The sequence below is a fragment of the Haloechinothrix aidingensis genome (genome assembly GCF_013450155.1).
Classification (GTDB): domain Bacteria; phylum Actinomycetota; class Actinomycetes; order Mycobacteriales; family Pseudonocardiaceae; genus Haloechinothrix; species Haloechinothrix aidingensis.
This window is the reverse complement of sequence record NZ_JACCKD010000009.1, coordinates 177,033-197,705: the sequence shown is the minus strand read 5'-3', so window position 1 is coordinate 197,705 and position 20,673 is coordinate 177,033. Positions and strand designations below refer to the sequence as shown.

General features: G+C 70.8%; 15 protein-coding genes. 6 read left to right on the top strand and 9 right to left on the bottom strand.

Annotated features, from left to right (window positions below; translation table 11 throughout):
* Complete coding sequence (locus H0B56_RS21255; RefSeq protein WP_180894866.1) at nucleotides 1-1,695, bottom strand: substrate-binding and VWA domain-containing protein; 1,695 nt, start codon at nucleotides 1,693-1,695, stop codon at nucleotides 1-3.
* A gap of 228 nt (nucleotides 1,696-1,923) precedes the next feature.
* Between H0B56_RS21255 and upp the strand changes: the two genes are divergently transcribed.
* The gene (gene upp, locus H0B56_RS21250) at nucleotides 1,924-2,547 is read left to right on the top strand and encodes a uracil phosphoribosyltransferase (RefSeq protein ID WP_180894865.1); all 624 of its coding nucleotides are present in this window, start codon (nucleotides 1,924-1,926) and stop codon (nucleotides 2,545-2,547) included.
* An 84-nt stretch (nucleotides 2,548-2,631) separates the two neighbouring features.
* Here upp and hisS read toward each other — a convergent pair whose 3' ends face one another.
* The 8 genes from hisS to H0B56_RS21210 all read right to left on the bottom strand — a co-directional run bounded on the left by hisS (nucleotide 2,632) and on the right by H0B56_RS21210 (nucleotide 13,197).
* The gene (gene hisS / locus H0B56_RS21245) at nucleotides 2,632-3,930 is read right to left on the bottom strand and encodes a histidine--tRNA ligase (protein WP_180894864.1); all 1,299 of its coding nucleotides are present in this window, start codon (nucleotides 3,928-3,930) and stop codon (nucleotides 2,632-2,634) included.
* A 194-nt stretch (nucleotides 3,931-4,124) separates the two neighbouring features.
* The gene (locus tag H0B56_RS21240) at nucleotides 4,125-5,726 is read right to left on the bottom strand and encodes an MFS transporter (protein ID WP_180894863.1); all 1,602 of its coding nucleotides are present in this window, start codon (nucleotides 5,724-5,726) and stop codon (nucleotides 4,125-4,127) included.
* Nucleotides 5,723-6,433: an LppX_LprAFG lipoprotein gene (locus H0B56_RS21235; protein WP_180894862.1), complete on the bottom strand. Its 711-nt coding sequence runs from the start codon at nucleotides 6,431-6,433 to the stop codon at nucleotides 5,723-5,725. The genes H0B56_RS21240 and H0B56_RS21235 overlap by 4 nt, the downstream gene beginning before the upstream one ends.
* A gap of 21 nt (nucleotides 6,434-6,454) precedes the next feature.
* A complete protein-coding gene (locus H0B56_RS21230; protein WP_180894861.1) occupies nucleotides 6,455-6,907 on the bottom strand; it encodes a flavodoxin family protein in 453 nt (150 codons plus the stop codon).
* Between the two features lie 90 nt (nucleotides 6,908-6,997).
* Complete coding sequence (locus H0B56_RS21225) at nucleotides 6,998-8,680, bottom strand: phospho-sugar mutase (protein ID WP_180894952.1); 1,683 nt, start codon at nucleotides 8,678-8,680, stop codon at nucleotides 6,998-7,000.
* Nucleotides 8,680-9,477 carry a purine-nucleoside phosphorylase gene (locus H0B56_RS21220; protein WP_180894860.1) on the bottom strand — a complete coding sequence of 266 codons (798 nt, stop codon included), beginning with the start codon at nucleotides 9,475-9,477 and terminating at the stop codon, nucleotides 8,680-8,682. Before H0B56_RS21220 ends, H0B56_RS21225 begins: the two co-directional genes overlap by 1 nt.
* An 88-nt stretch (nucleotides 9,478-9,565) precedes the next feature.
* Nucleotides 9,566-11,284, bottom strand: coding sequence for a substrate-binding domain-containing protein (locus H0B56_RS21215; RefSeq protein WP_180894859.1), 1,719 nt, complete (start codon nucleotides 11,282-11,284; stop codon nucleotides 9,566-9,568).
* A gap of 149 nt (nucleotides 11,285-11,433) precedes the next feature.
* Entirely contained in the window at nucleotides 11,434-13,197 is a 1,764-nt protein-coding gene (locus tag H0B56_RS21210) for a protein kinase domain-containing protein (RefSeq protein WP_180894858.1), read from the bottom strand.
* A gap of 137 nt (nucleotides 13,198-13,334) precedes the next feature.
* On the opposite strand from H0B56_RS21210, the gene H0B56_RS21205 reads away from it, so the two are divergent.
* The 5 genes from H0B56_RS21205 (at nucleotide 13,335) to H0B56_RS21185 (ending at nucleotide 20,635) form a co-directional block, all read left to right on the top strand.
* Nucleotides 13,335-15,239 (top strand): methylmalonyl-CoA mutase family protein, encoded by a 1,905-nt coding sequence (locus H0B56_RS21205; RefSeq protein WP_180894857.1) that lies wholly within the window; start codon nucleotides 13,335-13,337, stop codon nucleotides 15,237-15,239.
* Nucleotides 15,236-17,464 (top strand): methylmalonyl-CoA mutase, encoded by a 2,229-nt coding sequence (gene scpA, locus H0B56_RS21200; protein WP_180894856.1) that lies wholly within the window; start codon nucleotides 15,236-15,238, stop codon nucleotides 17,462-17,464. The genes H0B56_RS21205 and scpA overlap by 4 nt, the downstream gene beginning before the upstream one ends.
* A gap of 101 nt (nucleotides 17,465-17,565) precedes the next feature.
* A complete protein-coding gene (gene meaB / locus H0B56_RS21195; RefSeq protein WP_180894855.1) occupies nucleotides 17,566-18,576 on the top strand; it encodes a methylmalonyl Co-A mutase-associated GTPase MeaB in 1,011 nt (336 codons plus the stop codon).
* A 140-nt stretch (nucleotides 18,577-18,716) separates the two neighbouring features.
* Nucleotides 18,717-19,118 (top strand): hypothetical protein, encoded by a 402-nt coding sequence (locus tag H0B56_RS21190; protein WP_180894854.1) that lies wholly within the window; start codon nucleotides 18,717-18,719, stop codon nucleotides 19,116-19,118.
* 224 nt (nucleotides 19,119-19,342) lie between these two features.
* The gene (locus tag H0B56_RS21185; RefSeq protein WP_180894853.1) at nucleotides 19,343-20,635 is read left to right on the top strand and encodes an amidohydrolase; all 1,293 of its coding nucleotides are present in this window, start codon (nucleotides 19,343-19,345) and stop codon (nucleotides 20,633-20,635) included.
* The last annotated feature ends 38 nt before the right edge of the window (nucleotides 20,636-20,673 follow it).

The window sequence follows — 20,673 nt, the reverse complement described above, 5'->3', positions numbered from 1 at the left end:
TCAGCGCCCGGCATCCGGCTTGCACGCGGGCGGCTGGCACAGGAGCTCGGACAGCGCCGCGTGGAACACCTCGTTGATCTTCGCGGGGTCCTCCGTCGTATAGGCCTCGCCCCCCGTGGCCTCGGCGATCTCGGACAGCTCGGCCTCGTCGACATCCGGTCCGATCCCGATGCCGATGACCTGGAGCGGCCGCCGCGGGTCGACAAGTTTGTTCAGCTCGGCGAGCAGCTCGTCCCTGGTGATACCTGCCGGGTAGGCGTTCTTCCCGTCGGTGAGCACGACGACGATGTTGATCCTTCCCGCCTCCCAGTTCTCGGTCGCGTCCCGGTACGCCGCGAGCACGCTGTCGTAGAGGCCGGTGTTGCCGCCGATCTGGTTCGCGACGCCGCGCAGCACCTGAACGCTGTCGCGCGACAGGTGCTCGCTGACCGGTCGCACGGATAGTAGCTCCCGGTACGGCTTGCTGCCGTCGAGGTTGGTGGAGAACAGCCAGACGCCGATCTCGGTTGTCGGCTTGAACAGGTTGAGGCCCGTCTCTGCGGCGTCGAGAGTCACCGCCATCCGGGACTTCCCGGCGCCGGGCACGTGCTGCGCCATGGAGCCCGACACGTCGAGCAGTACCTGTACGCGCGCGCTCAGATTGACCCCGGCCCACTCGTTGAGCAGTTGCCGCACGTCATCCGGCCGGGGGACGGTGCCCCGCGGTACGGCCTCCGCGGTCGTGCGGTCGAGCTGTGCGCGGTCACGCAACGCCTCGCCCTCGGGGGTGCGCAGTCCGGCCGCGGAGAAGTTCTCCGCGAACCCCGGCGCGCGGAGCCGGTCGAGGAAGTCCTTCGCGGCCGTCCGGTGCTGGCCGGTCGTCCCCGGCAGTACGGTGTACGGGAAGTCGAGTGAGGGGACCGTCTCGTCCGGGTAACTCGCGACGAGGTTGGCCGTCCTCGCCTCCAGGTTGTACCGCAGCAGGGCCAGCTCGGTCGTCGGGAACGCGTCGAGCGTCTCGTCGGTGGTGCCCTGGCCCGGGACCTTGCCGAACAGCTCGGCCGGGTCTTGCACCGTATTGGGTGAGAGCCTGCGCAGCAGTGAGGTATACGCACGCCCCGGGTCCGAACGCGACTCTGCGAGATTCTTGATGCCGATGAGCGCGGACAGGCTCGCCGGGTCACGGACCGGATCGGTGAAGCCGATGTCGAAGTTCTCCTCGTCCGCGTCGATCACTTGTGACCAGGACGGCGTCTCGTCCGGCCAGCCGAGCGACCCCGCGGTGTCGTCGGTGACCGCGAGCACGACCGGGGTGCTCGCGATCGACGTGCCGGAGACCGGCACGTCCCATGCCCCCTTGTTCTGGGCGTGTTGCAGCCACATCGTCGATTCCGGGATCCACACGTCGGGCGGTTCGCCGCCATCGGAGAGCACGAGCGACTCGGCCGTGCTCTCCGAGTCACGCCCGGTGACGTTGACGTGGTAGCAGCCTTCCCCTTCGGCTTCGGAAGCCTGTGTGGCCGCTTTCTCGATCACCCCGGCGACGTCGGGGGCAGCTGTCACATTGATCGACAACCCGGAGTCACACCCGGAGGCACGTAGCTGGTCGGCGAGGAAGTCGAAGGAGAGCCAGCCCGCGATGGCGAGTACCAGCAACGTGCTCAGCAGCACGATCGAGCCGCGGGATCGCTCGGACGAGGAAGCATGTCGCCCCATCGACGTTCCCTCCTTCGTGTGACCTTCCGCCGCAGCGTTTAGGGTAGAGGTACTTTCGGTCAGCACGCTACGAAGTGGACGGATCGTTTTTGCTGGTCGGATCGTCCATTTGGACCAATACCACTACAACTCGTCACATCCGTACCCGGGAGTGCGGGGAACGTTCCGCCCGCGGATCCGCAGGTCCGCGTGAGCGCGGGCGGTGCTGGCCGCTACGGTCTGGGAATCATGGACCTCACAGTCATCGACCACCCGCTCGCCAAGGTGCGCCTGTCCGTCATGCGTGAAGCCGGTACCGGCAATGCGGCGTTTCGTGCCGCGCTGGACGACCTCACCATGATGCTGGTGTACGAGGCGGTGCGCGGTACGCCGCTACGCACCGAGCGCATCCGGACCCCGCTCGTCGAGACGGACGGGCACCGCCTCGCGCTGCCCCCGCTGCTGGTGCCGGTGCTGCGCGCCGGACTGGGTATGGCCGATCGCGCGCATCAGCTCATCCCGGAGGCGCAGATGGGTTTCGTCGGGCTCGCGCGCGACGAGGAGACCCTGCGACCCGAGCCCTACATGGAGTCGCTTCCGGGGGACCTGTCCGGGCAGCCGGTGTTCGTGCTGGATCCGATGCTGGCCACGGGCGGGTCGATGGAGTACACGGTGGGGCTGCTGGCCGCACGCGGCGCGGAGGAGATCACCGTGGTGTGCGCGCTGGCCGCGCCCGAGGGGGTGGCGCGGCTGCGCGCGTCCGACCTGCCGACCCGGGTGGTCACCGCCAGCGTCGACGAGCGGCTGGACGACGCCGGGTTCATCGTTCCCGGCCTTGGGGACGCCGGCGACCGGCAGTACGGACCCCGGTAGCGCCCGGACGAGGTCGAGCCGAAGGGGCCCTCGGGTACAGCATGTGTACCGAAGGAGTCCCTCGGCTCGCCACCACGCCGGGTATCAGCGGTCGGTGCCGAGCAGCGTGCTGATCGTCTCGGCTGCTTCCTCGTGCGGCACCTGTCGCTGGTTGCCCGAGCCGAGGTCGCGTACGGTCACGGTGCCGTCCTGCCACTCCTCGGCCCCGACGATGACGACTGCGCGCGCGCCGGCCCGGTCCGCGCGGGTGATCTCCTTGCCGAGCTTGCGTGGTTCCAGTGGGACCGACGTGCGCAGACCGGCCGTGCGCAGGGTGCGCGCGACCGTCCGCGCCGCGTCGTCCAGCTCGGCTGTCACCGGGATGACCACGACGTCGACCTCGCTGCGGGGAGCGGGGGAGAGGCCGTGGGTGTCGAGGAAGTCGAAGAGCGTGACATCACCCATGCCGAACCCGATACCCGGGATCTGCTTCGGGGTGAACAGGCCGGCAAGGTCCGCGTAGCGCCCGCCGCCGAACAGGGCGCGGTTGTTCTCGCCCGAGGTGTCGAAGACCTCGAACACGGTGGAGGTGTAGTAGGCGAGACCTCGCACGATGTGCGGGTCGAAGCGGATGAGGCCGGCGGAGCTGCTACGCAGGGCGCGCACCACGTTGGAGTTGCCGGTTACCTCGGCCGGCAGCTCGTCGAGCAGCGACGTTCCGGCCGCGAGGACATCGGTGAGCCCGGCGAACTGCTTGTCGTCCAGCCCGATCTCGGCGGCGTCGGCGGCCAGGCGCTCGCTGTCGTACTTCTCCCAGCGGTCCACGAGGGCGAAGACCTCGCCGAGCTGGTCGGTCCGCACCCCGACGAGCTCGGTCAGGGCCGCGGACAGTACCTGGCGGTCGTTGACGCGGATGACGAACGTGTCCTCGTCGGCGCCGAGCGAGCGCATCATGCTGTCGATCAGCTCGAACATCTCGATCTCGCAGCTAGCCGCTTCCGAACCGAAGATGTCGACGTTGATCTGCCAGTGCTCCCGCACCCTGCCGCGCTGCGGGCGCTCGTAGCGGTGACAGTTCGGGTGGCTGTACCAGCGCACGGGGAACTGCAGCGAACCGGCGTTACCGGCGACCATGCGCGCGGCGGACGGGGTCATCTCCGGACGCAGCGCGAGCCTGCGCCCGCCCTGGTCGGTCAGCGTGTACAGCTGCTGGTTGGCGATCTCCTCGCCGGACTTGGCCTCGTAGATCTCCGCGGGCTCCAGCTGGGGCCCGTCGTAGCGCCGGAAGCCGAAGCGCTCGATGACGTCGTAGAGCCGGTGGAATACCTGGGTTCGCACGGACATCTCGTCGGGCAGGAAATCGCGCGTCCCCCGGTAGGGTGCGGTCGGCTGGTACTCGGTCACCGGGAATTCCTCGGCCAGTTCTCGTCGGGTGCGGTACCCGTCGAGGATATCGGCTCGCGCGCACACGCCGTGTCGGGCACTGCGAAAGCCCGTGTCGGGCTCGCCGACAGTCCGTATTGGGATCCGTGCGCCTGTGGGCCCGACACGGGGTGCCGGCGCGCCCGACACGGGGTGCCGGCGCGGCCGACACGGGGTCAGCCGGAGCGGTCGCTCCCGCGGGACGAACCGACGAGCAGCGCGAGCGCGCCGCCCGCGACGCAGATCACCGCGGTGAGGGCGAAGGTCTCGCCGTACTGGGTCAGCAACGCCTCCCGTACCGCCGCGGTATAGGCGGCCTCAGCCGCCTCGTAGGCCTCCTGCGAGGGATACAGCGGCCGGACGGGGACGTCGAGATCGGCCGTGAGGCTGTGGAACCGGTGCAGCCCCCACGCCGACAGCGTGGCCAGGCCGAGCAGCATGCCGGTCATGCGCGCCACGACCACCGCGGCGGAGGCGATGCCGTGCTGCAGCGGTGGAACCACCCGGAGCACGGCCGCCGAGACGGGCGCGATGACGACCCCGAGGCCGAGACCGACCAGGGCGAGGTCCGTGTCCAGGCGGGGTAGGGCGATACCGGCGAGCTCGTGGCGCGCCGCGAGTACCTCGGCGGGCCAGCCGGACATCAGCCAGAACCCGCAGGCGGCGATCAGCATGCCGGCCGTTGCCACCCATCGCTCACCGAGCCGGGAGCTGAGCAGGCCCCCGACGAGGGCGCCCGCGGGAAGCGCGAGCAGGAACCTGAGCAGGAGCATGATCGCCCCCGTGTCGTCCTTGCCGAGCAGCGACTGGGCGAACAGGTCGACGTTGACCAGCGTGACCATCAGAGCGGTGCCCGCTGCGGCGCTGACCACGAGACCGGACAGGAACGGCCGCATCGTCACGCCGGTGGTATCGACCAGCTTGGTGCGTGCGCGGATCTCCCACAGCACCAGCGCGACCAGGGCCACTCCCGCGCAGGCCAGCAGCGGAACTCCCCGCTCGGGCAGGACCCGCTCCCCGGGTTCGGGGTTGTACAGCCCGATCACAAGCAGACCGAGCAGCACGGCGAGAAGCCCGCCGCCGACCACGTCGACACGCGGCCTGCCCGCGGCCACCGACCGGTCCCTGCCTTGCGGCGCGGGCAGCGCGTAGTGCACGGCCACGATCGCGAGGATCGCCAGCGGGATGTTCATCCAGAACACGCTGCGCCACCCGGCCAGCGCGGCGAGCGCGACTCCGTACACCGGTCCCAGGACCGCGCCCAGCTCCTGCGCCGCCCCGATACCGCCGAGCACGCCCGCGCGGCCGCGCCTGCTCCACAGGTCAGCGGCGAGCGCCATGGTGACCGGCAGCAGCGCGCCGCTGGCTACCCCCTGCACCACGCGCCCGGCCACCAGCACCGGCACCGTGGGGGCCACAGCGGTGAGCGTCGAGCCCGCGAGGAAGGCTGCGAGGCAGATCTGCAGGACGCGCTTGCGGCCGTAGCGGTCGGAGGCCTGACCGAGCAGCGGCATGGCGGCCACGTAACCGAGCAGGAAACCGGTCACGACCGGGGTGAGGCGTTCCAACCTGTTCAGCGGGATCCGCAGGTCCGCCATGATCTCGTTGAACAGGCCGATCACCACGTAGGTGTCCAGCGCACCGAGAAGCACGACCATGCCGCCCGCACCGATCGCGACCGAGCGCGCGCGGCGTGATCCCGGTACGGGCGGAGCCGTGTCGCCCTCCGGAGCGGTCAGCGTGGCCCCGTCGTGTTCGTTGCCTCGCGGCCGGCTCATCCGGGCGGGCTCACCGTGACCGGTTCGTTGACCTCGGACAGCGTGACGTCGACGGTCGGCGTCTCGTCGCCGCCCGCTTCCGGGAAGGACAGCGTGACCTTGACGGGTAGGTGGTCCCGTTCCTCGTCCAGCCACAACGTGATCTCCGCGTCGGACTCGACACCGGGGATGAGCTCGTCGATGACCTGGTGTTCCACGGTACCCGTCACCTCGTGGGTCTCGGTGCCGTCGACCGTGTCGGTTCCGGTGGTCTCCGCGTCCCGCACCTGGCCGAGCAGGTGGGCCACGCCGCGCTCCGGGTCGAGCACGGCGGAGGGGTCGTAGATCGAGGTGATCCGGTCGGCAGGGATCTCCTGGAAGCCCCCGGTGGGGCCTTTCAGGAAGAGGGACTCCTCGTGCAGTACGAACTCCGACTCCACGAGCTGACCACCCATCGACACGGTGGCGACGCCCTGCGCGGCCCCGTACGGCCCGCCGTCGGTCGTCAGGTCCCCCTCGACCATCTGCACGGTCAGTCCGGGCACCTCACCGTTGGCCTGCAACGCGAAGTGCGCGCTCGTGACCTCACCTGCGGATTCGGCGGCGGCGTCCAGCAGTGTGCCCGCGGCAGGCAGGTCCTCGCCGTCCGATGTGCACGCCCCCACGGCCAGCGCGGTCGCGGCGACCAGGCATGCCGTGCGGCGGCCACGTTGTTGGTGCAGCAGCATTCCCGCATGGTAGACGGCGCGCTACGGCATGACGTTCGCGGCCAGCGTGGCGCCCAGTTCCCAGCACGCCTCGAGGTCCTCCTTGCCGGGTTCGCCGGTGATGGTCACCGTCTCGGCCGCCTTCTCCCACCCGAGCCCGGTGACGATGCTCTCGATGCCGCGGGTGGTGCCCGAGGTGTCGCTGCCCCCGTGCACGTAGTAGCTGAACGGCCTGCCCCTCGTGGCGTCCAGGCAGGGGTAGTAGATCTGGTCGAAGAAGTGCTTGAGCGCCCCGGCCATGTAGCCGAGGTTCGCGGTCGTGCCGAGCAGGTAACCGTCGGCCTCGAGCACATCGGAGGCCGTCGCGGCGAGGGCCGGCTTGCGTACGACCGTCACGCCCTCGATCTCGTCGGTGGTCGCGCCGTCCACGACGGCGTCGAACATCGCCTGCACGTTCGGTGAGGGGGTGTGGTGCACGATCAACAAGGTGGACATGACCTCACTGTGCACCACGCCGCTGCCGCGCGGAGCGCGGCCCGCGCACCCCGGCACGCCTGCGGCGGGTGGTCCGGTCGCTCGTCTCGTTCAGCCCTCGAGCAGCGCGCGGGTGTCCGCGCGCAGGGCCGAGAGGGTGCCGGCCGCCGAATCCCGTACCTGTTCCAGGGCCGCGGGTGAGGGTTGCTCAGGGGGCTGCTCGACCACCTCGAGATAGGTCTTGATCTTGGGCTCGGTGCCGGACGGGCGTACGACGACGCGGATGCCCGCGCCGGTCAAGCGCAGCGTGTCGGAGCCGGGAAGCAGGTCGTCGAGCGTGACCGTACGACCGGCGAGCTGTCGCGGCGGGTCCGCCCGGATCCGCCGCATGATCTCCGGAAGCTCCCGCGACGAGCGCACCCGTACCGTGACGGGGGCGGTCAGGTACACGCCGTGCTCGGTGGCCAGCTCGTCGAGCATCTGCCCGATCGACGAGCCTGCCGCTTTCCGGGTCGCGGCGAGGTCGGCCGCGAGTACCGCGGCGGTGATGCCGTCCTTGTCCCGCACAGCGGCGGGGTCCGCGCACACCCCGAGGGCCTCCTCGTAGGCGTAGACCAACCTGTCGCCGTCGGCGGCGCGCACCAGCCACTTGAACCCGGTCAGCGTCTCGGCGTAGCTCACCCGGTGGGCACGTGCGAGCGTGGCCAGCGCCGAGGAGGACACGATCGTCGTCGCCACGACCGGGTCCGGATGCCGCCCTCGATCCAGCGAGGCGAGCACGTGCTCGCCGAGTAGCGTCCCGGTCTCGTCCCCGGTCAGCATGCGAAAGCCGGGGGAGGCGTCGTGCGCGGCGTGCCGGGTCGGGATGCCGACGGCGCAGCGATCGGCGTCCGGGTCGAGGGCGACGGCGAGATCGGCCCGGCAGGACGCGGCGAGGTCGAGCAACCGGTCGCAGGCTCCGGGCTCCTCGGGGTTGGGGTAGGGCACGGTCGGGAAGTCGGGGTCCGGCTCGGCCTGCTCGGGCACCACGACCACGTCGTCGAACCCGGCGCGGTGCAGCGCGGCGACAGCGGTGGCAGCGCCGACGCCGTGCAGCGGCGTGAGCGCGACACGTATCCCGCGTGCCCTTCCGCGAGGCATCGTGGCGGCACGCGCGAGGTAGCGGTCGACCACGGCCGGGTCGGGGCGGTCCCAGTCGCACGACCGGGGCAGGGCCGTGGCTTCCGGCACCGTCTCGATCGCCGCGGAGATCTCCGCGTCGGCGGGCGGGGCGATCTGGGCGCCGGAGGCGTCGTAGAGCTTGTAGCCGTTGTCGCCCGCGGGGTTGTGCGAGGCGGTGATCTGGATTCCCGCGGCCGCGCCGAGGTCGCCGACGGCGAAGGCAAGCACGGGCGTGGGGACCGGTTCGTCGAACACGCTGACGGTCAGGCCCGCCCCGGAGAGCACGCTCGAGGCCTCGGTGGCCAGCTCCGCGGAACCGTGCCGTGCGTCCCTGCCGACGAGCACCATCCCGCCGGTGTGCCCGTGCTCCTCCAGCCACCTGGCGACGCCCGCTGTGGTGCGGGCCACCACGGCCCTGTTCATGCCGTTCGGGCCCGCGCGGAGCGGGCCGCGCAGACCGGCCGTGCCGAACGTCAGCGGCCCGGACATCCGGTCATCGAGCTCCGCGGCGGCATCGGCGTCCCCGGAGGCGGCCCGGTCGATCAGGTCGTGCAGCTCGGCGCGGCAGCGCTCATCGACGTCGCCTGCCGCCCACCTGCGGGCCGCCTCGAGCACGCCGGGGTCCGGTGCCATCACGTCCCCGAGATCAGCTCGCCGAGCAGCTCACCCATCCGCCGGGCGGATGCCTGCCCGGCCGCGAGTACCTCCTCGTGGTCGAGCGGCTGCCCGGTGATCCCGGCCGCGGCGTTGGTCACGAGGGACAGCCCGAACACCTCGATTCCGGCGGCTCGGCAGGCGATGGCCTCGAGCACGGTGGACATGCCCACCAGGTCGGCGCCCATCGTGCGGAGCATCCGGATCTCCGCGGGAGTCTCGAAGTGCGGGCCGGGAAGGCCCGCGTAGACGCCCTCGCGCAGCGTGGGGTCGATCCGCCTGGCGTGCTCACGCAGGCGAGGTGAGTAGAGGTCGGTGAGGTCCACGAACGACGCACCCGTCAGCGGGGATCGCGCGGTGAGGTTGAGGTGGTCGCTGATCAGGACCGGCTGGCCGACCGCGTGGTCCTCATCCAGCCCGCCTGCCGCGTTGGTGAGCAACACGGTGCCGACGCCGGTGGCCGCGGCCGTACGCACCCCATGGACCACCGGTTCGACGCCCTTGCCCTCGTAGAGGTGGGTGCGGCCGAGCAACACGAGGACGCGTCGCCCGCCGATCCGGAGTGAGCGAAGCGTCCCCGCGTGCCCGACGGCTCCCGGCTTGGCGAAACCCGTGAGGTCGCCCAGATCGAGCTCGGTGTCGGGTTCACCGAGCACGTCGGCGGCGGGGCGCCAGCCTGAGCCGAGCACGACGGCCACGTCGTGCGCCTGCCTACCGGTCCGTTCCGCGATCTCACTTGCCGCGCTCGCCGCCCGCCGGGCGGGGTCCTCGTGCACGCGCTCCTCGCTGATAGCAGACTCCTTCCGCTTCTCGCCCGTACCGGCAGCCGTACCGGTCGCTGCCTGTCGGTGCCGACCGTTGCCGTCAGCACCCAGGAGTATCGCAGGCGAGGGCGGACAGCGAGTCGAAGAAGATCTCCTCGAGGTCGCCGATCTGCTCCGAGAGGAACACCTCACCGCCGGTGATCTCGGATATGTCCGTCAGCTCCGCGGGGTCGACATCGGTTCCGAGGCCGATGAACACGACCGGCACCGCCTTACCGGAGCCGGTGTGCGAGTCGAGCTCGGCGAGGAGCTCCTCCCGCGAGATGCCGTCCGGGTTCTCGTCCGCGCCGTCGGTGAAGATGATGATCACGCTGAGCTGTTCCTCGTCGCGGGCGTCGAGCATCTCCTCGTAGGCGGCGAGCGTCGTGTCGTACAGGGCGGTGGAGCCGCCCGGCTCGGACACCTTCTCGTCGAGCTTCTGCGGCAGGCCTTCGGCGAGGTGCGCGCTCACCTCCTGCCACGGGGACAGTTTCCTGTGATGCTTGTCACCATCGAGCTCGTGCCCGAACTCCCAGTGAGAGACATCGGTGTTCGGCCGGAGCAGGTGCATGCCCTGCGCGACAGCGTCCACGGTGGCTTCCATGCGGGTGACCTCGGTGCCCGGGACGGTGGCGTTCATGGAACCGGACACGTCGAGTACCACCAGCATCCTGCCCTCCTTGGACACCGTGGCCCACTTCTCCAGCGCCGACTCGGCGCGGTCGGTGCTCGGTGGTGGCCCAACTGGGCCCGCGTCGGTGCGCACCGCCCGGTTCTCTGCGGCGCCGGACTCCCCGTGCCCCGTGGCTGTCTCCAGGGCACTCCCGGCGAGCACGCCGTCCACGTCGCGGAACCCGTGCGCGGCAAGCCGCTCGGCGGCGGCCTCGCTGAACAACGCGTCGCGGAACTGTTCGGCGGCCTCGCGCCGCTCGTCATTGCCCTCGGCGAGCACGACCGCCGGGTAGTCCAGCCACGGCGTGGGTACCTCGGGGTAGGCCGCCACGATCGGCGCCGGGCTGTCCTGCTCCTCCTGCGCACCCGGAATCAGCTGCTGTTCGGCTGTGGGGAAGGCGTCGATGGTGGGTTCCGTTCCTCCGCCGGGAAGCCGGTTGAACGGGTTGTCCGACGGCGCGATCGAGTGCTTGGCCATCGACTGCACGATGCGTGTACGGGTTCCGTCGTCCCAGTCGTGCGCGCCGATGCTCATCACCGCGAGCAGCGAGGCGGCGCTGGAGTTCGGGTCGACCGCACCGGCCACGGCGTCCTCGTGGAGTACCCGGGACCAGGTGAGCTGCTCATCCGGCCACCCGGCGTCGCTCGCGTGCTCGTCGGTGGTGGCCAGCACGACCGGGCTGGTCGCTATCGAGGAGCCGTGCTCGGGTACGGACTCGTCCTCGGCGTGGGTTCGTTTGAGCCAGAGCGTGGAGTCGGGGATCCACAGGGCGGTGCCGTCCTCCTCGGTGTGGTCCGGGCTCCCGTTGTCCGCGTGGTAGGACCCGGCCACCGACGCCGGCTCGGTGGCACGGATCTCGGGGTCGAGGCAGGCTGCCTCCCCGTCCGCGTTCGGGAGGTCCTCTTCGGCGAACTCGGTGAGAGCGGGCGCGATGCTCGGGGCCGCGTCCACGATGAACGGCTCGCCGCCGCCGCAGCCCGGCCCGTCGAAAACTCCCCAGACCAGCCCCGCGGCCGCGACGAGAACCGCGACGAGTCCGGAGACTGCCGCCGCGATCGTCCCGGTACGCCGCTTCGCGCGCGGGCCGGAGCGATGTCGTCCACTCACGGTGGGTGCCCCCGTATCGTTCTATCGATCACTCAGTCAGGTGATTTTTCGCTATTGTGCTACGGAGTGCAAGGTCTCCCGGTCACAGGCTGTCGAGCGCGGCTACCGGCGCACGCGGGCGGGCGCCGGTAGCGTGCGGTCGCCGCGCGTCACCCGAGCACGGTGAAGCCCGGCGCGACCCGTTCGGTCAGTATCCGGTGCCCGGCGTCCTCATCGCGGGTGGGCACGGTCACGCCGACCAGCCACATCTCGGTGCCGGACCGTGCGAGGTGGGCGGTCGTGGTGCGCCTCGGCACGTGCGCTTCGTGGTCGCCGCCCGCCGGCACGCGGTAGCGTACGGCCGTCGCCGCTTCGGTGCCCTCGGGCGGATCCACGCCCTCCCGCGTACCGAGCTCGATGCCACCCCGGTGCACCTCCGTATCGAGCTCGTCGAGGTAGTCGTCGAGCTCGTAGTGGTCGAAGTAGTCCGGGAAACGTTCGACCGTGATGACGGCCACTCCGTCGCCGGAGACGTACTCGGTCCGGGTGCTTGCCGGTAGCTCGCGGAAGTCGTGCCGGCTCACGAAGGTGGTCCACCCCTGCGGGACCGGGACGGTGAACGGCGCCGCGCCGGCCCCGCTCGTGCTGCCCGCGTTTCCGGTGCGGCTGCCGTACCGGTAGGCGTACTCGCCGGTGGAACCGTCATCGGCCCCGCCGCCGAGCACGGTGGCAGGCACGATCTCGGCGCCCGCTGCCCAGCGTGTGGCCGCGGTGCCTGCCGAGGCGGACAGGCAGAACAGCAGCACGGCCGTCACGGCGAGCGCGATCGAGGTCGCCGGACCGCCGGTGCGCACCGTGTCCCGCCCGCCGAACGGCAACGGCCCGGGGTCGGCGGCCAGCGGCGCCGCGCGCTCGGGAGCTGCCACCGCCTCCTGCTGGAAGTCCGGAGTGGCACCTGCGTGGGCCCCGCCTGCGGGGCGCGCATCGCCGGGCACATCGCCGGGCGGCTCGGCACTCTCCGGGGCACCGTCGGGGGCGACTCCCGTGCGGGGAAACAGCGACTCCGGGAACAGCTGCGCGCCGGGCGCGGCGCGGTGGGCGGCGAGTGCCTGCCGAACCTCGGGCGGGCCCGGCCGGAGCCCGGGGTCCTTCCGCATCAGCGCGGTCACGATGTCGGAGAGAGGGCCGTCCGGGAGGCGGGGCACGGGGTCGTGCGCAACCGCGCGGACCGTCGCCATGGCGTCGTCTGCCTCGTCGTACGGCGGGTGGCCGGACAGCGCGGCGAACATGGTCGCGCCGAGTCCCCACAGGTCGGCCTCCGGTCCCGCGCCATGGCCGGATGCGACCTCGGGAGCCATGTACGCGGGGGAGCCGAGCAGGAGGTGCCCGCTGTCCCGCGTGGCGTCGGTGGCGTGTGCGGCGATCCCGAAGTCGGTGAGCTTGGCCCTGCCGTCCCGGCAGACCAACACGTTGCCGGGTTTGACGTCGCGGTGAGTGACTCCGGCGGCCTCCGCCGCCTCCAGCGCAGCCGCGACCGCGTCGGCGACCGTGGCGACCTGCGGCACCGATAGTGGCCCGAGGTCGGCGATGAGACCGGCGAGGTTGCGTGCCGGCAGCAGCTCCATCACGATGCACGGCTCGCCGTCGGAGGTGACCACGTCGTGCAGGGTGATCACGTTGGGGTGGCTGATCCCCGCGACGGCGCGGGCCTCGCGCAGCGTGCGCTGCCGCATCCGCTCAGCCGTCTCGGCAGGCAGGGCGTGCTCGAGGTAGACGAGCTTGACGGCTACCCATCGACGCAGGAAGTCGTCGAAGGCCGACCACACGGTGCCCATCGCCCCCGTGCCGAGCGGGACGTGCAGGCGGTAGCGGTCCGCGACGACGAGCGGCTCGCCGGTGTTCCCGTCAGCGGGACCTGAATCGTGCGATGCCACACACGTATTGTGTCGGACGCAGCCCGCTGTGTCCGAGCTGACGAGGTCGAATGCACCGGAACGTGGTCCGATCGAGTCGCGCGAGGGCGACCCGCGTCACATCGTGTCGCGTGCGTTTGGCTTTAGCATGACGAGTTATGACAACGTCGTCGTCCGCGCCCGAGGAACTCACCCTTGGCGGCGAGTTCCCGGCCCCGACCCGTCAGCAGTGGCGTGAACAGGTGGCTGCCGCGCTCCGCAAGACCGGCATGCTCGACGCGGAGTCCGCACCGGCCGAACCGGAACGCCTGCTGATCAGCACCACCTACGACGGCATCGCCAGGGACCCGCTGTACACGGCGGAGGACGTTCCGGCGAGCGCCGGCGAGCCCGGGCTACCGGGGCTGCCGCCGTACATCCGGGGCGACCAGCCCGAAGGCCGGGTGATGACCGGGTGGGACACCCGGGTCCGGCATGCAGATCCGGACGTCGCCGCGACCAACCGCGCCATACTGGCCGACCTGGAGAACGGGGCCAACTCGATCTGGCTGCGGACCGGAACGGCAGGCGGTGACGCCGTCCCGCTCGACTCCCTCGCCGACGCGCTGGCCGGTGTGCATATCGACCTTGCCCCAGTGGCCCTCGACGCGGGTGCCGACTACCCGGCGGCCGCAGATGCCCTGCTCGAGCTCTTCGCCGATCAGGACATCCCGGCGAGCAGGGCGGTCGGCACGCTCGGTGCCGACCCGGTGGGGTTGCGCGCCCGCACGGGCCGGGAACACGACATCTCCCAGGCCGTGGAGCTGGCGTTGCGCGTGTCCGGCAGCTACGAACACGTGCACGCGATCACGGTGGACGCGCTGCCGTACCACGAGGCCGGGGGTTCCGACGCCCAGGAGCTCGGTGCGTCGATGGCGGGCGCCGTCGCGTACCTGCGCGCCCTCACCGCTGCGGGGTTGTCCCCGGATGCCGCCGCGGCCCAGCTCGAGTTCCGCTACGCGGCCAGTACCGACCAGTTCCTGACCATCGCCAAGCTGCGCGCCGCGCGTCGGATGTGGGCGCGGGTGTGCCAGGTCTGCGGCGTGACCTCGTCCGCGGCCGCCCAGCGCCAGCATGCCGTGACGTCCCCGGCGTCGCTGACCACCCGCGACCCGTGGGTGAACATGCTGCGCGGGACCGTGGCCTGCTTCGCGGCCGCTGTCGGCGGCGCCGACGCGATCACCGTGCAGCCCTTCGACGCCGCCATCGGCAAGCCGGACGGCTTCGCGCGGCGGATCGCGCGCAACACGAGCTCGATCCTGCTCGCCGAGTCCAAACTGGCCGGTGTCACCGACCCGGCGGGCGGTTCCTGGTACGTGGAGAGCCTGACCGACGCGCTCGCGCATGCGGCGTGGCAGGAGTTCCAGGCGATCGAGGCAGCAGGCGGTATCGAGGCCGCACTGGACTCCGGCTTCGTGGCCGAGCGGCTCGAGCGAACCTGGCAGCAGCGGTCCGCGCGGCTGGCTACGCGGGACGACCCGATTACCGGGGTGAGCGAGTACCCGCTGCTCGGTGAGGAGCCGGTGCGGCGCGAGCCGTGGGCGGAAAGCGGGGACTCCTCGGGCGGGCTGCCGAGGCGCCGGTACGCGCAGGCCTACGAGGAGCTGCGGGACCGTTCGGACGCGCACCTGGCCACGCACGGCAGGCGTCCGAGGGTCTTCCTCGCGACGCTCGGCCCGCTCGCCGCGCACACCGCGCGGGCGACGTTCGCCGCCAACCTCCTCGAGGCGGGCGGCATCGAGGCGGTCAATCCCGGGGAGACAGCGACGATCGAGGAGCTGGTCGCCGCCTACACCGCCAGCGAGACGACGGCGGTGTGCCTGTGCGGGACCGACTCCGCCTACCGCGAGCAGGCGGGTGCGGTGGTCGAGGCACTGCGCACGGCGGGGGCCGAAGCTGTGCTGCTCGCCGGTAAACCGGACGAGCAGCACCGGAGCGCGGGGGTGACCGGGTTCGTGCATATCGGCTGTGACGCGCTGGGCATCCTCACCGCGACCCTGGACACGTTGGGAGTGGCCCGATGAGTGAGACCGAAGCCGGCGCCGGCGACGCCAGGCGCGTCCCCGACTTCAGCGAGATCCCCCTCGGCACGCCGGAACGCGCGGATGCCGGCGACTGGGCGGCCGCGGTACAGGCCAACACCGGTAAGGACGCCGACGCGCGCGTGTGGGAGACGCCGGAAGGTATCTCGATCAAGCCGGTGTACGACGAGCAGGACACCGCGGACCTGGACTTCCTGGACGGCTATCCCGGTATCGCGCCGTTCGTGCGCGGCCCCTACCCGACGATGTATGTCAACCAGCCGTGGACGGTGCGGCAGTACGCGGGATTCTCTACAGCCGAGGAGTCCAACGCGTTCTACCGGCGCAACCTCGCGGCCGGGCAGAAGGGGCTCTCGGTGGCGTTCGACCTGGCCACCCACCGCGGGTACGACTCCGACCACCCCCGGGTGTCCGGGGACGTGGGTATGGCGGGCGTGGCCATCGACTCGATCTACGACATGCGCCAGCTCTTCGACGGCATCCCGCTCGACAGGATGAGCGTGTCGATGACGATGAACGGCGCGGTGCTGCCGGTGATGGCGCTGTACGTGGTGGCGGCCGAGGAGCAGGGTGTGGCTCCCGAGCAGCTCGCGGGCACGATCCAGAACGACATCCTCAAAGAATTCATGGTCCGCAACACCTACATCTACCCGCCCCAGGCGTCGATGCGGATCATCTCGGACATCTTCGCCTACACCTCGCAGCGCATGCCGCGCTTCAACTCGATCTCCATCTCCGGGTACCACATGCAGGAAGCCGGGGCGACCGCTGATCTGGAGCTGGCCTACACCCTGGCCGACGGTGTCGAGTACATCCGCGCGGGACGCGATGCCGGGCTGGACATCGACTCGTTCGCGCCCCGGCTGTCGTTCTTCTGGGCGATCGGGATGAACTTCTTCACCGAGGTCGCCAAGATGCGGGCCGCGCGGCTGCTGTGGGCCAAGCTCGTCAAGCGGTTCGGCCCTTCCTCGGAGAAGTCGCTGAGCCTGCGCACGCACAGCCAGACCTCCGGCTGGTCACTGACCGCACAGGACGTGTTCAACAACGTCACGCGTACCTGTGTCGAGGCGATGGCCGCCACGCAGGGACATACCCAGTCGCTGCACACCAACGCCCTGGACGAGGCGCTGGCACTGCCGACGGACTTCTCGGCACGTATCGCGCGCAACACCCAGCTGCTCCTGCAGCACGAGTCCGGTACGACGAACGTGGTCGACCCGTGGGGCGGCAGCCACTTCGTCGAGCGGCTCACCTACGACCTCGCCCGCCGTGCGTGGGCGCATATCGAGGAGGTCGAGGCCGCGGGAGGCATGGCCAAGGCGATCGAGGCCGGTATCCCCAAGATGCGTATCGAGGAGGCGGCCGCGCGCACGCAGGCGCGGATCGACTCCGGCAGGCAGCCGGTGATCGGCGTGAACACCTACCCGGTGCCGGAGGGGGAGGACTCCGAGCAGATCGACGTGCGCCAGGTCGACAACGCGGAGGTACGCGCGCAGCAGCTGGACAAGCTGCACAGGCTGCGCGCGGAGCGGGACGACGATGCCGTCGGCGAGGCGCTGCGCGCGCTGACCGCCGCGGGGGAGGCGTCCGCGGACTCCACGGACATGTCGACGAACCTGCTCGCCAGGGCCATCGACGCGGCGCGTGCCAAGGCCACCGTCGGTGAGATCTCCGAGGCGCTGGAGCGGATCTGGGGTAGGCACTCCGGGCAGATTCGTACGATATCCGGTGTGTATCGCGACGAGGTCGGCTCGTCTCCGCACGTGGAGGCGGCCAGGAACAAGGTGGAGGCCTTCGCCGAGGAGGAGGGCAGGCGCCCGCGCATCCTGGTGGCGAAGATGGGGCAGGATGGTCACGATCGGGGCCAGAAGGTGATCGCCACAGCCTTCGCGGACATCGGCTTCGATGTCGACGTCGGCCCCCTGTTCTCCACCCCTGCCGAGGTGGCGCGCCAGGCTGTGGAAGCCGACGTGCACGTGATCGGGGTGTCCTCGCTCGCGGCCGGGCACCTCACGCTCGTTCCCGCGCTACGTGCCGAGCTCGCGGAGCTGGACCGCGCGGACATACAGGTCGTCGTGGGCGGCGTGGTTCCACCGCAGGACTTCGACGCGTTGCGGGAGGCAGGGGCCGCCGCGATCTTCCCGCCCGGGACAGTGATCGCCGATGCCGCCATCGACCTGCTGGACAAGCTGCACGGTGAGCACTGAGTGGTGGCCACGGCGTTGTGGGTGGGGGCGCGTGTGGCGGGCAACCCACCCGCCTGACGTAGCGACGACCCGCGAGGAACCCTGCGAGGAATACTGACCCCATGCCGCCCAAGAAGATCGACGTGGCCTCGTACGCCGAGGGAGTCCTGGCAGGCGACCGGGGCACGCTCTCCCGGGCGATCACGCTGGTCGAGTCCAGCCGTGCCGAGCATCGCGCGCAGGCACAGGAGCTGCTGACGCGGCTCCTGCCGCACGCGGGGCGGTCGATGCGAGTGGGCATCACCGGGGTCCCCGGCGTCGGCAAGTCGACGTTCATCGACGGGCTCGGAAGCATGTTGCTCGAGAAGGGTCACCGACTGGCCGTGCTCGCCGTCGACCCCTCGTCGACACGTTCCGGCGGCAGCATTCTCGGGGACAAGACGCGCATGGCACGGCTGGCCGTTGAGCCGGGCGCGTTCATCCGGCCCTCGCCGACGTCGGGCACGTTGGGTGGGGTGGCCCGGGCGACGCGGGAGACCATCGTGCTGATGGAGGCGGCGGGACACGACATCGTGTTCGTCGAGACCGTCGGCGTCGGCCAGTCCGAGGTCACCGTGGCGAACATGGTGGACTCCTTTTTGTTCCTGACGCTGGCCCGCACCGGTGACCAGCTGCAGGGCATCAAGAAGGGCGTGCTCGAGCTCGCCGACGTCATCGCGGTGAACAAGGCCGATGGCGAGTACCAGCAGCAGGCGCGTAAGGCCGCACGGGAGCTGCAGGGCGCGCTCCGCCTGCTCTACGGCCCGGATGCCGACTGGACGCCACCGGTACTGACCTGCAGCGGCCTCAGCGGTACGGGCCTGGACACTGTCTGGGAGCGGCTCGTCACCCATCACGAGTCGCTGGAGTCGTCCGGGTCTCTCGCGGAGAAGCGCAGGCAGCAGCAGGTGGACTGGACCTGGTCGATGGTGCGGGACGAGCTGCTCTCGCGGCTGGAGCGGCACCCGGGTGTCCGTGACCTCGTACCGGACGTCGAGCAGGCGGTGCGGGACGGGGAGCTCACCCCGGCGCTGGCCGCGCACCGGATACTGAGCGCCTTCTCGCACGACGGGCCCAGCAGCGAGCTCCAGTAGCGGGTCCTGGTAACACCGCGCGGTCAGCGTGCCGAGATGACACACCGTGGTCGAACCGGCACACTGTCAAGGGCGATGTCGTTCCCGGGCCTGCTCGCGGGGCGATCGCGGGCTCGTACGGGGGCCGTACGAGGGGCCGGATGTGGGCTACGGAAACCGGACCGGAAGGCAGCGTGATGACGAAGGTGCGCGGCGTGGCGTTCACGCTACTGCTCGTCGGAGTGATCGCCGCGCTGGTGCCGACGCTCGGGCTGGCAGGCCCGGAGGAGCATACCGTGCCGGGCACGCCGAGCGCGGCCAGCGATCCGGAGGTCGTGGCCGAGCAGGCCCAAGAGCAGGCCCAAGAGCAGGAGCAGGAGCAGGACCAGGACGGGGACGGTTCCGGCGAGGAGGGCAGTCCGAGAGAGGGGCCGCGCCTCGATCCTGACGCGAAGGACAGCGACGACAAGCTCATCGTCGGGGGAGCCGCGGTGCTGCTGCTCGGCATCGTCCTCTGGGGTCGGCACGTGCGCTCCAAACGCCGGAACCCGTCGAGCGGCTGATCACCGTCGGGCTGCGGTCCTGCGTTACCGCCCGGGCGAACTCTGTGTAACCATTCGCCGCATTCGAGCGACCGGCTGTCTCGTCGCTACGTGAATCGGCGCACAACTCGCTCCGGCATCATGCACAATGAGTGGCAAATGCGTACCACCATGACTGCCCCACGATCTGCGTTGCCTCCGCAGACTTCGCGCGCCGTCGTCGGTTCCCGCTGTGGAGGTGGCCAATGACAGTTGTGTTCTCGCGGCCAGAGGTGCCCGGTGATCGTGGCGACCAGCGGGCCATCACCGATGCCTCGCTCGACTGTGCGATCACGGCGAGCGGTGTCAGCGTGGCGTCCGTACCGGATCTCGCCGCCGGGCGCGGACCGGAGTGGCTGGAGCAGAGCTTGACGCGCAGTGTGTCCGATGTCGTGGCCTGGCGCAGGCATATCCACGCCAATCCGGAGTTGTCGAACCGGGAGTACGGCACCACCGAGCTCGTCGAGTCGGTGCTGCGTTCGCTCGGCCTGCGGCCGACCGTGCTCTCCTGCGGGACCGGTGTCGTCTGTGACATCGGTAGCGGGGACACCTGCGTCGCGCTGCGGGCCGATATGGACGCGCTCCCGATCACCGAGGCCACCGGTCTCCCGTTCGCCTCGTCCGTGGACGGTGTCGCGCATGCCTGCGGGCACGACGCGCACACGGCGATCCTGATGGCCACGGCCATGGCGCTGACCGCTGCCCCCGAGCTGCCGGTGAAGGTGCGTCTGATCTTCCAGCCCGCGGAGGAGGTCATGCACGGCGGCGCGCTGGACGTGATCTCGGAGGGCTGGCTCGACGGCGTCGACCGGATCTTCGCCCTGCACTGTGCCCCGCACCTTCCGGTCGGCACGATCGGGACCCGTACCGGTGCGGTCACCTCGGCGGCCGATCTCGTCTCGCTGCGACTGAGCTCGCCTGGAGGGCACACCGCGCGCCCGCACCTGACGGCCGATCTGGTGCACGCGCTGGGCACGGTGGTCACGGGATTGCCCGGTGTGCTGTCCAGGCGCGTCGACCCTCGCTCCGGCACGGTGCTGACGTGGGGTTCGGTGCATGCCGGGGATGCGCCGAACACGGTGCCCGAGCACGGCTCGCTGCTCGGCACGTTGCGTACGGCGGACCGAGAGGTCTGGCGTGAGCTGGAGCCGCTCGTGGCCTCCGCGGTCGAGGCGCTGGTCGCGCCGACGGGGGTGGAGCTCGACTTCGACTACCGGCGCGGCGTCCCGCCCGTTGTCTGTGACGAGGACAGTACCGCGCAGCTGCGCGTGGGTGCGGCGGCTGCACTGGGCTCGGACGCGCTCGTCGACATCGAACAGTCCTCCGGAGGGGAGGACTTCGGCTGGTACCTCGAACATGTTCCGGGGGCTTTCGCCCGTCTGGGAGTCTGGCCGGGCCACGGTCCGGTGCGGGACATCCACCAGGGGACCTTCGAGCTGGATGAGCGCGCACTGCTGGTGGGTGCCCGCACCCTCGTACACACGGTCCTCGCCTCCTGACCGCGCCGGGCGCCCCGGCACTCCGTGTCGACCGTTCC

Coding starts and splice junctions, on each gene's coding strand:
- H0B56_RS21255 (WP_180894866.1), bottom strand. CDS start 1,695: ATGGGGCGACATGCTTCCTCGTCCGAGCGATCCCGCGGCTCGATCGTG.
- upp (WP_180894865.1), top strand. CDS start 1,924: ATGGACCTCACAGTCATCGACCACCCGCTCGCCAAGGTGCGCCTGTCC.
- H0B56_RS21240 (WP_180894863.1), bottom strand. CDS start 5,726: ATGAGCCGGCCGCGAGGCAACGAACACGACGGGGCCACGCTGACCGCT.
- H0B56_RS21235 (WP_180894862.1), bottom strand. CDS start 6,433: ATGCTGCTGCACCAACAACGTGGCCGCCGCACGGCATGCCTGGTCGCC.
- H0B56_RS21230 (WP_180894861.1), bottom strand. CDS start 6,907: ATGTCCACCTTGTTGATCGTGCACCACACCCCCTCACCGAACGTGCAG.
- H0B56_RS21225 (WP_180894952.1), bottom strand. CDS start 8,680: ATGGCACCGGACCCCGGCGTGCTCGAGGCGGCCCGCAGGTGGGCGGCA.
- H0B56_RS21205 (WP_180894857.1), top strand. CDS start 13,335: ATGACAACGTCGTCGTCCGCGCCCGAGGAACTCACCCTTGGCGGCGAG.
- scpA (WP_180894856.1), top strand. CDS start 15,236: ATGAGTGAGACCGAAGCCGGCGCCGGCGACGCCAGGCGCGTCCCCGAC.
- meaB (WP_180894855.1), top strand. CDS start 17,566: ATGCCGCCCAAGAAGATCGACGTGGCCTCGTACGCCGAGGGAGTCCTG.
- H0B56_RS21190 (WP_180894854.1), top strand. CDS start 18,717: ATGTGGGCTACGGAAACCGGACCGGAAGGCAGCGTGATGACGAAGGTG.
- H0B56_RS21185 (WP_180894853.1), top strand. CDS start 19,343: ATGACAGTTGTGTTCTCGCGGCCAGAGGTGCCCGGTGATCGTGGCGAC.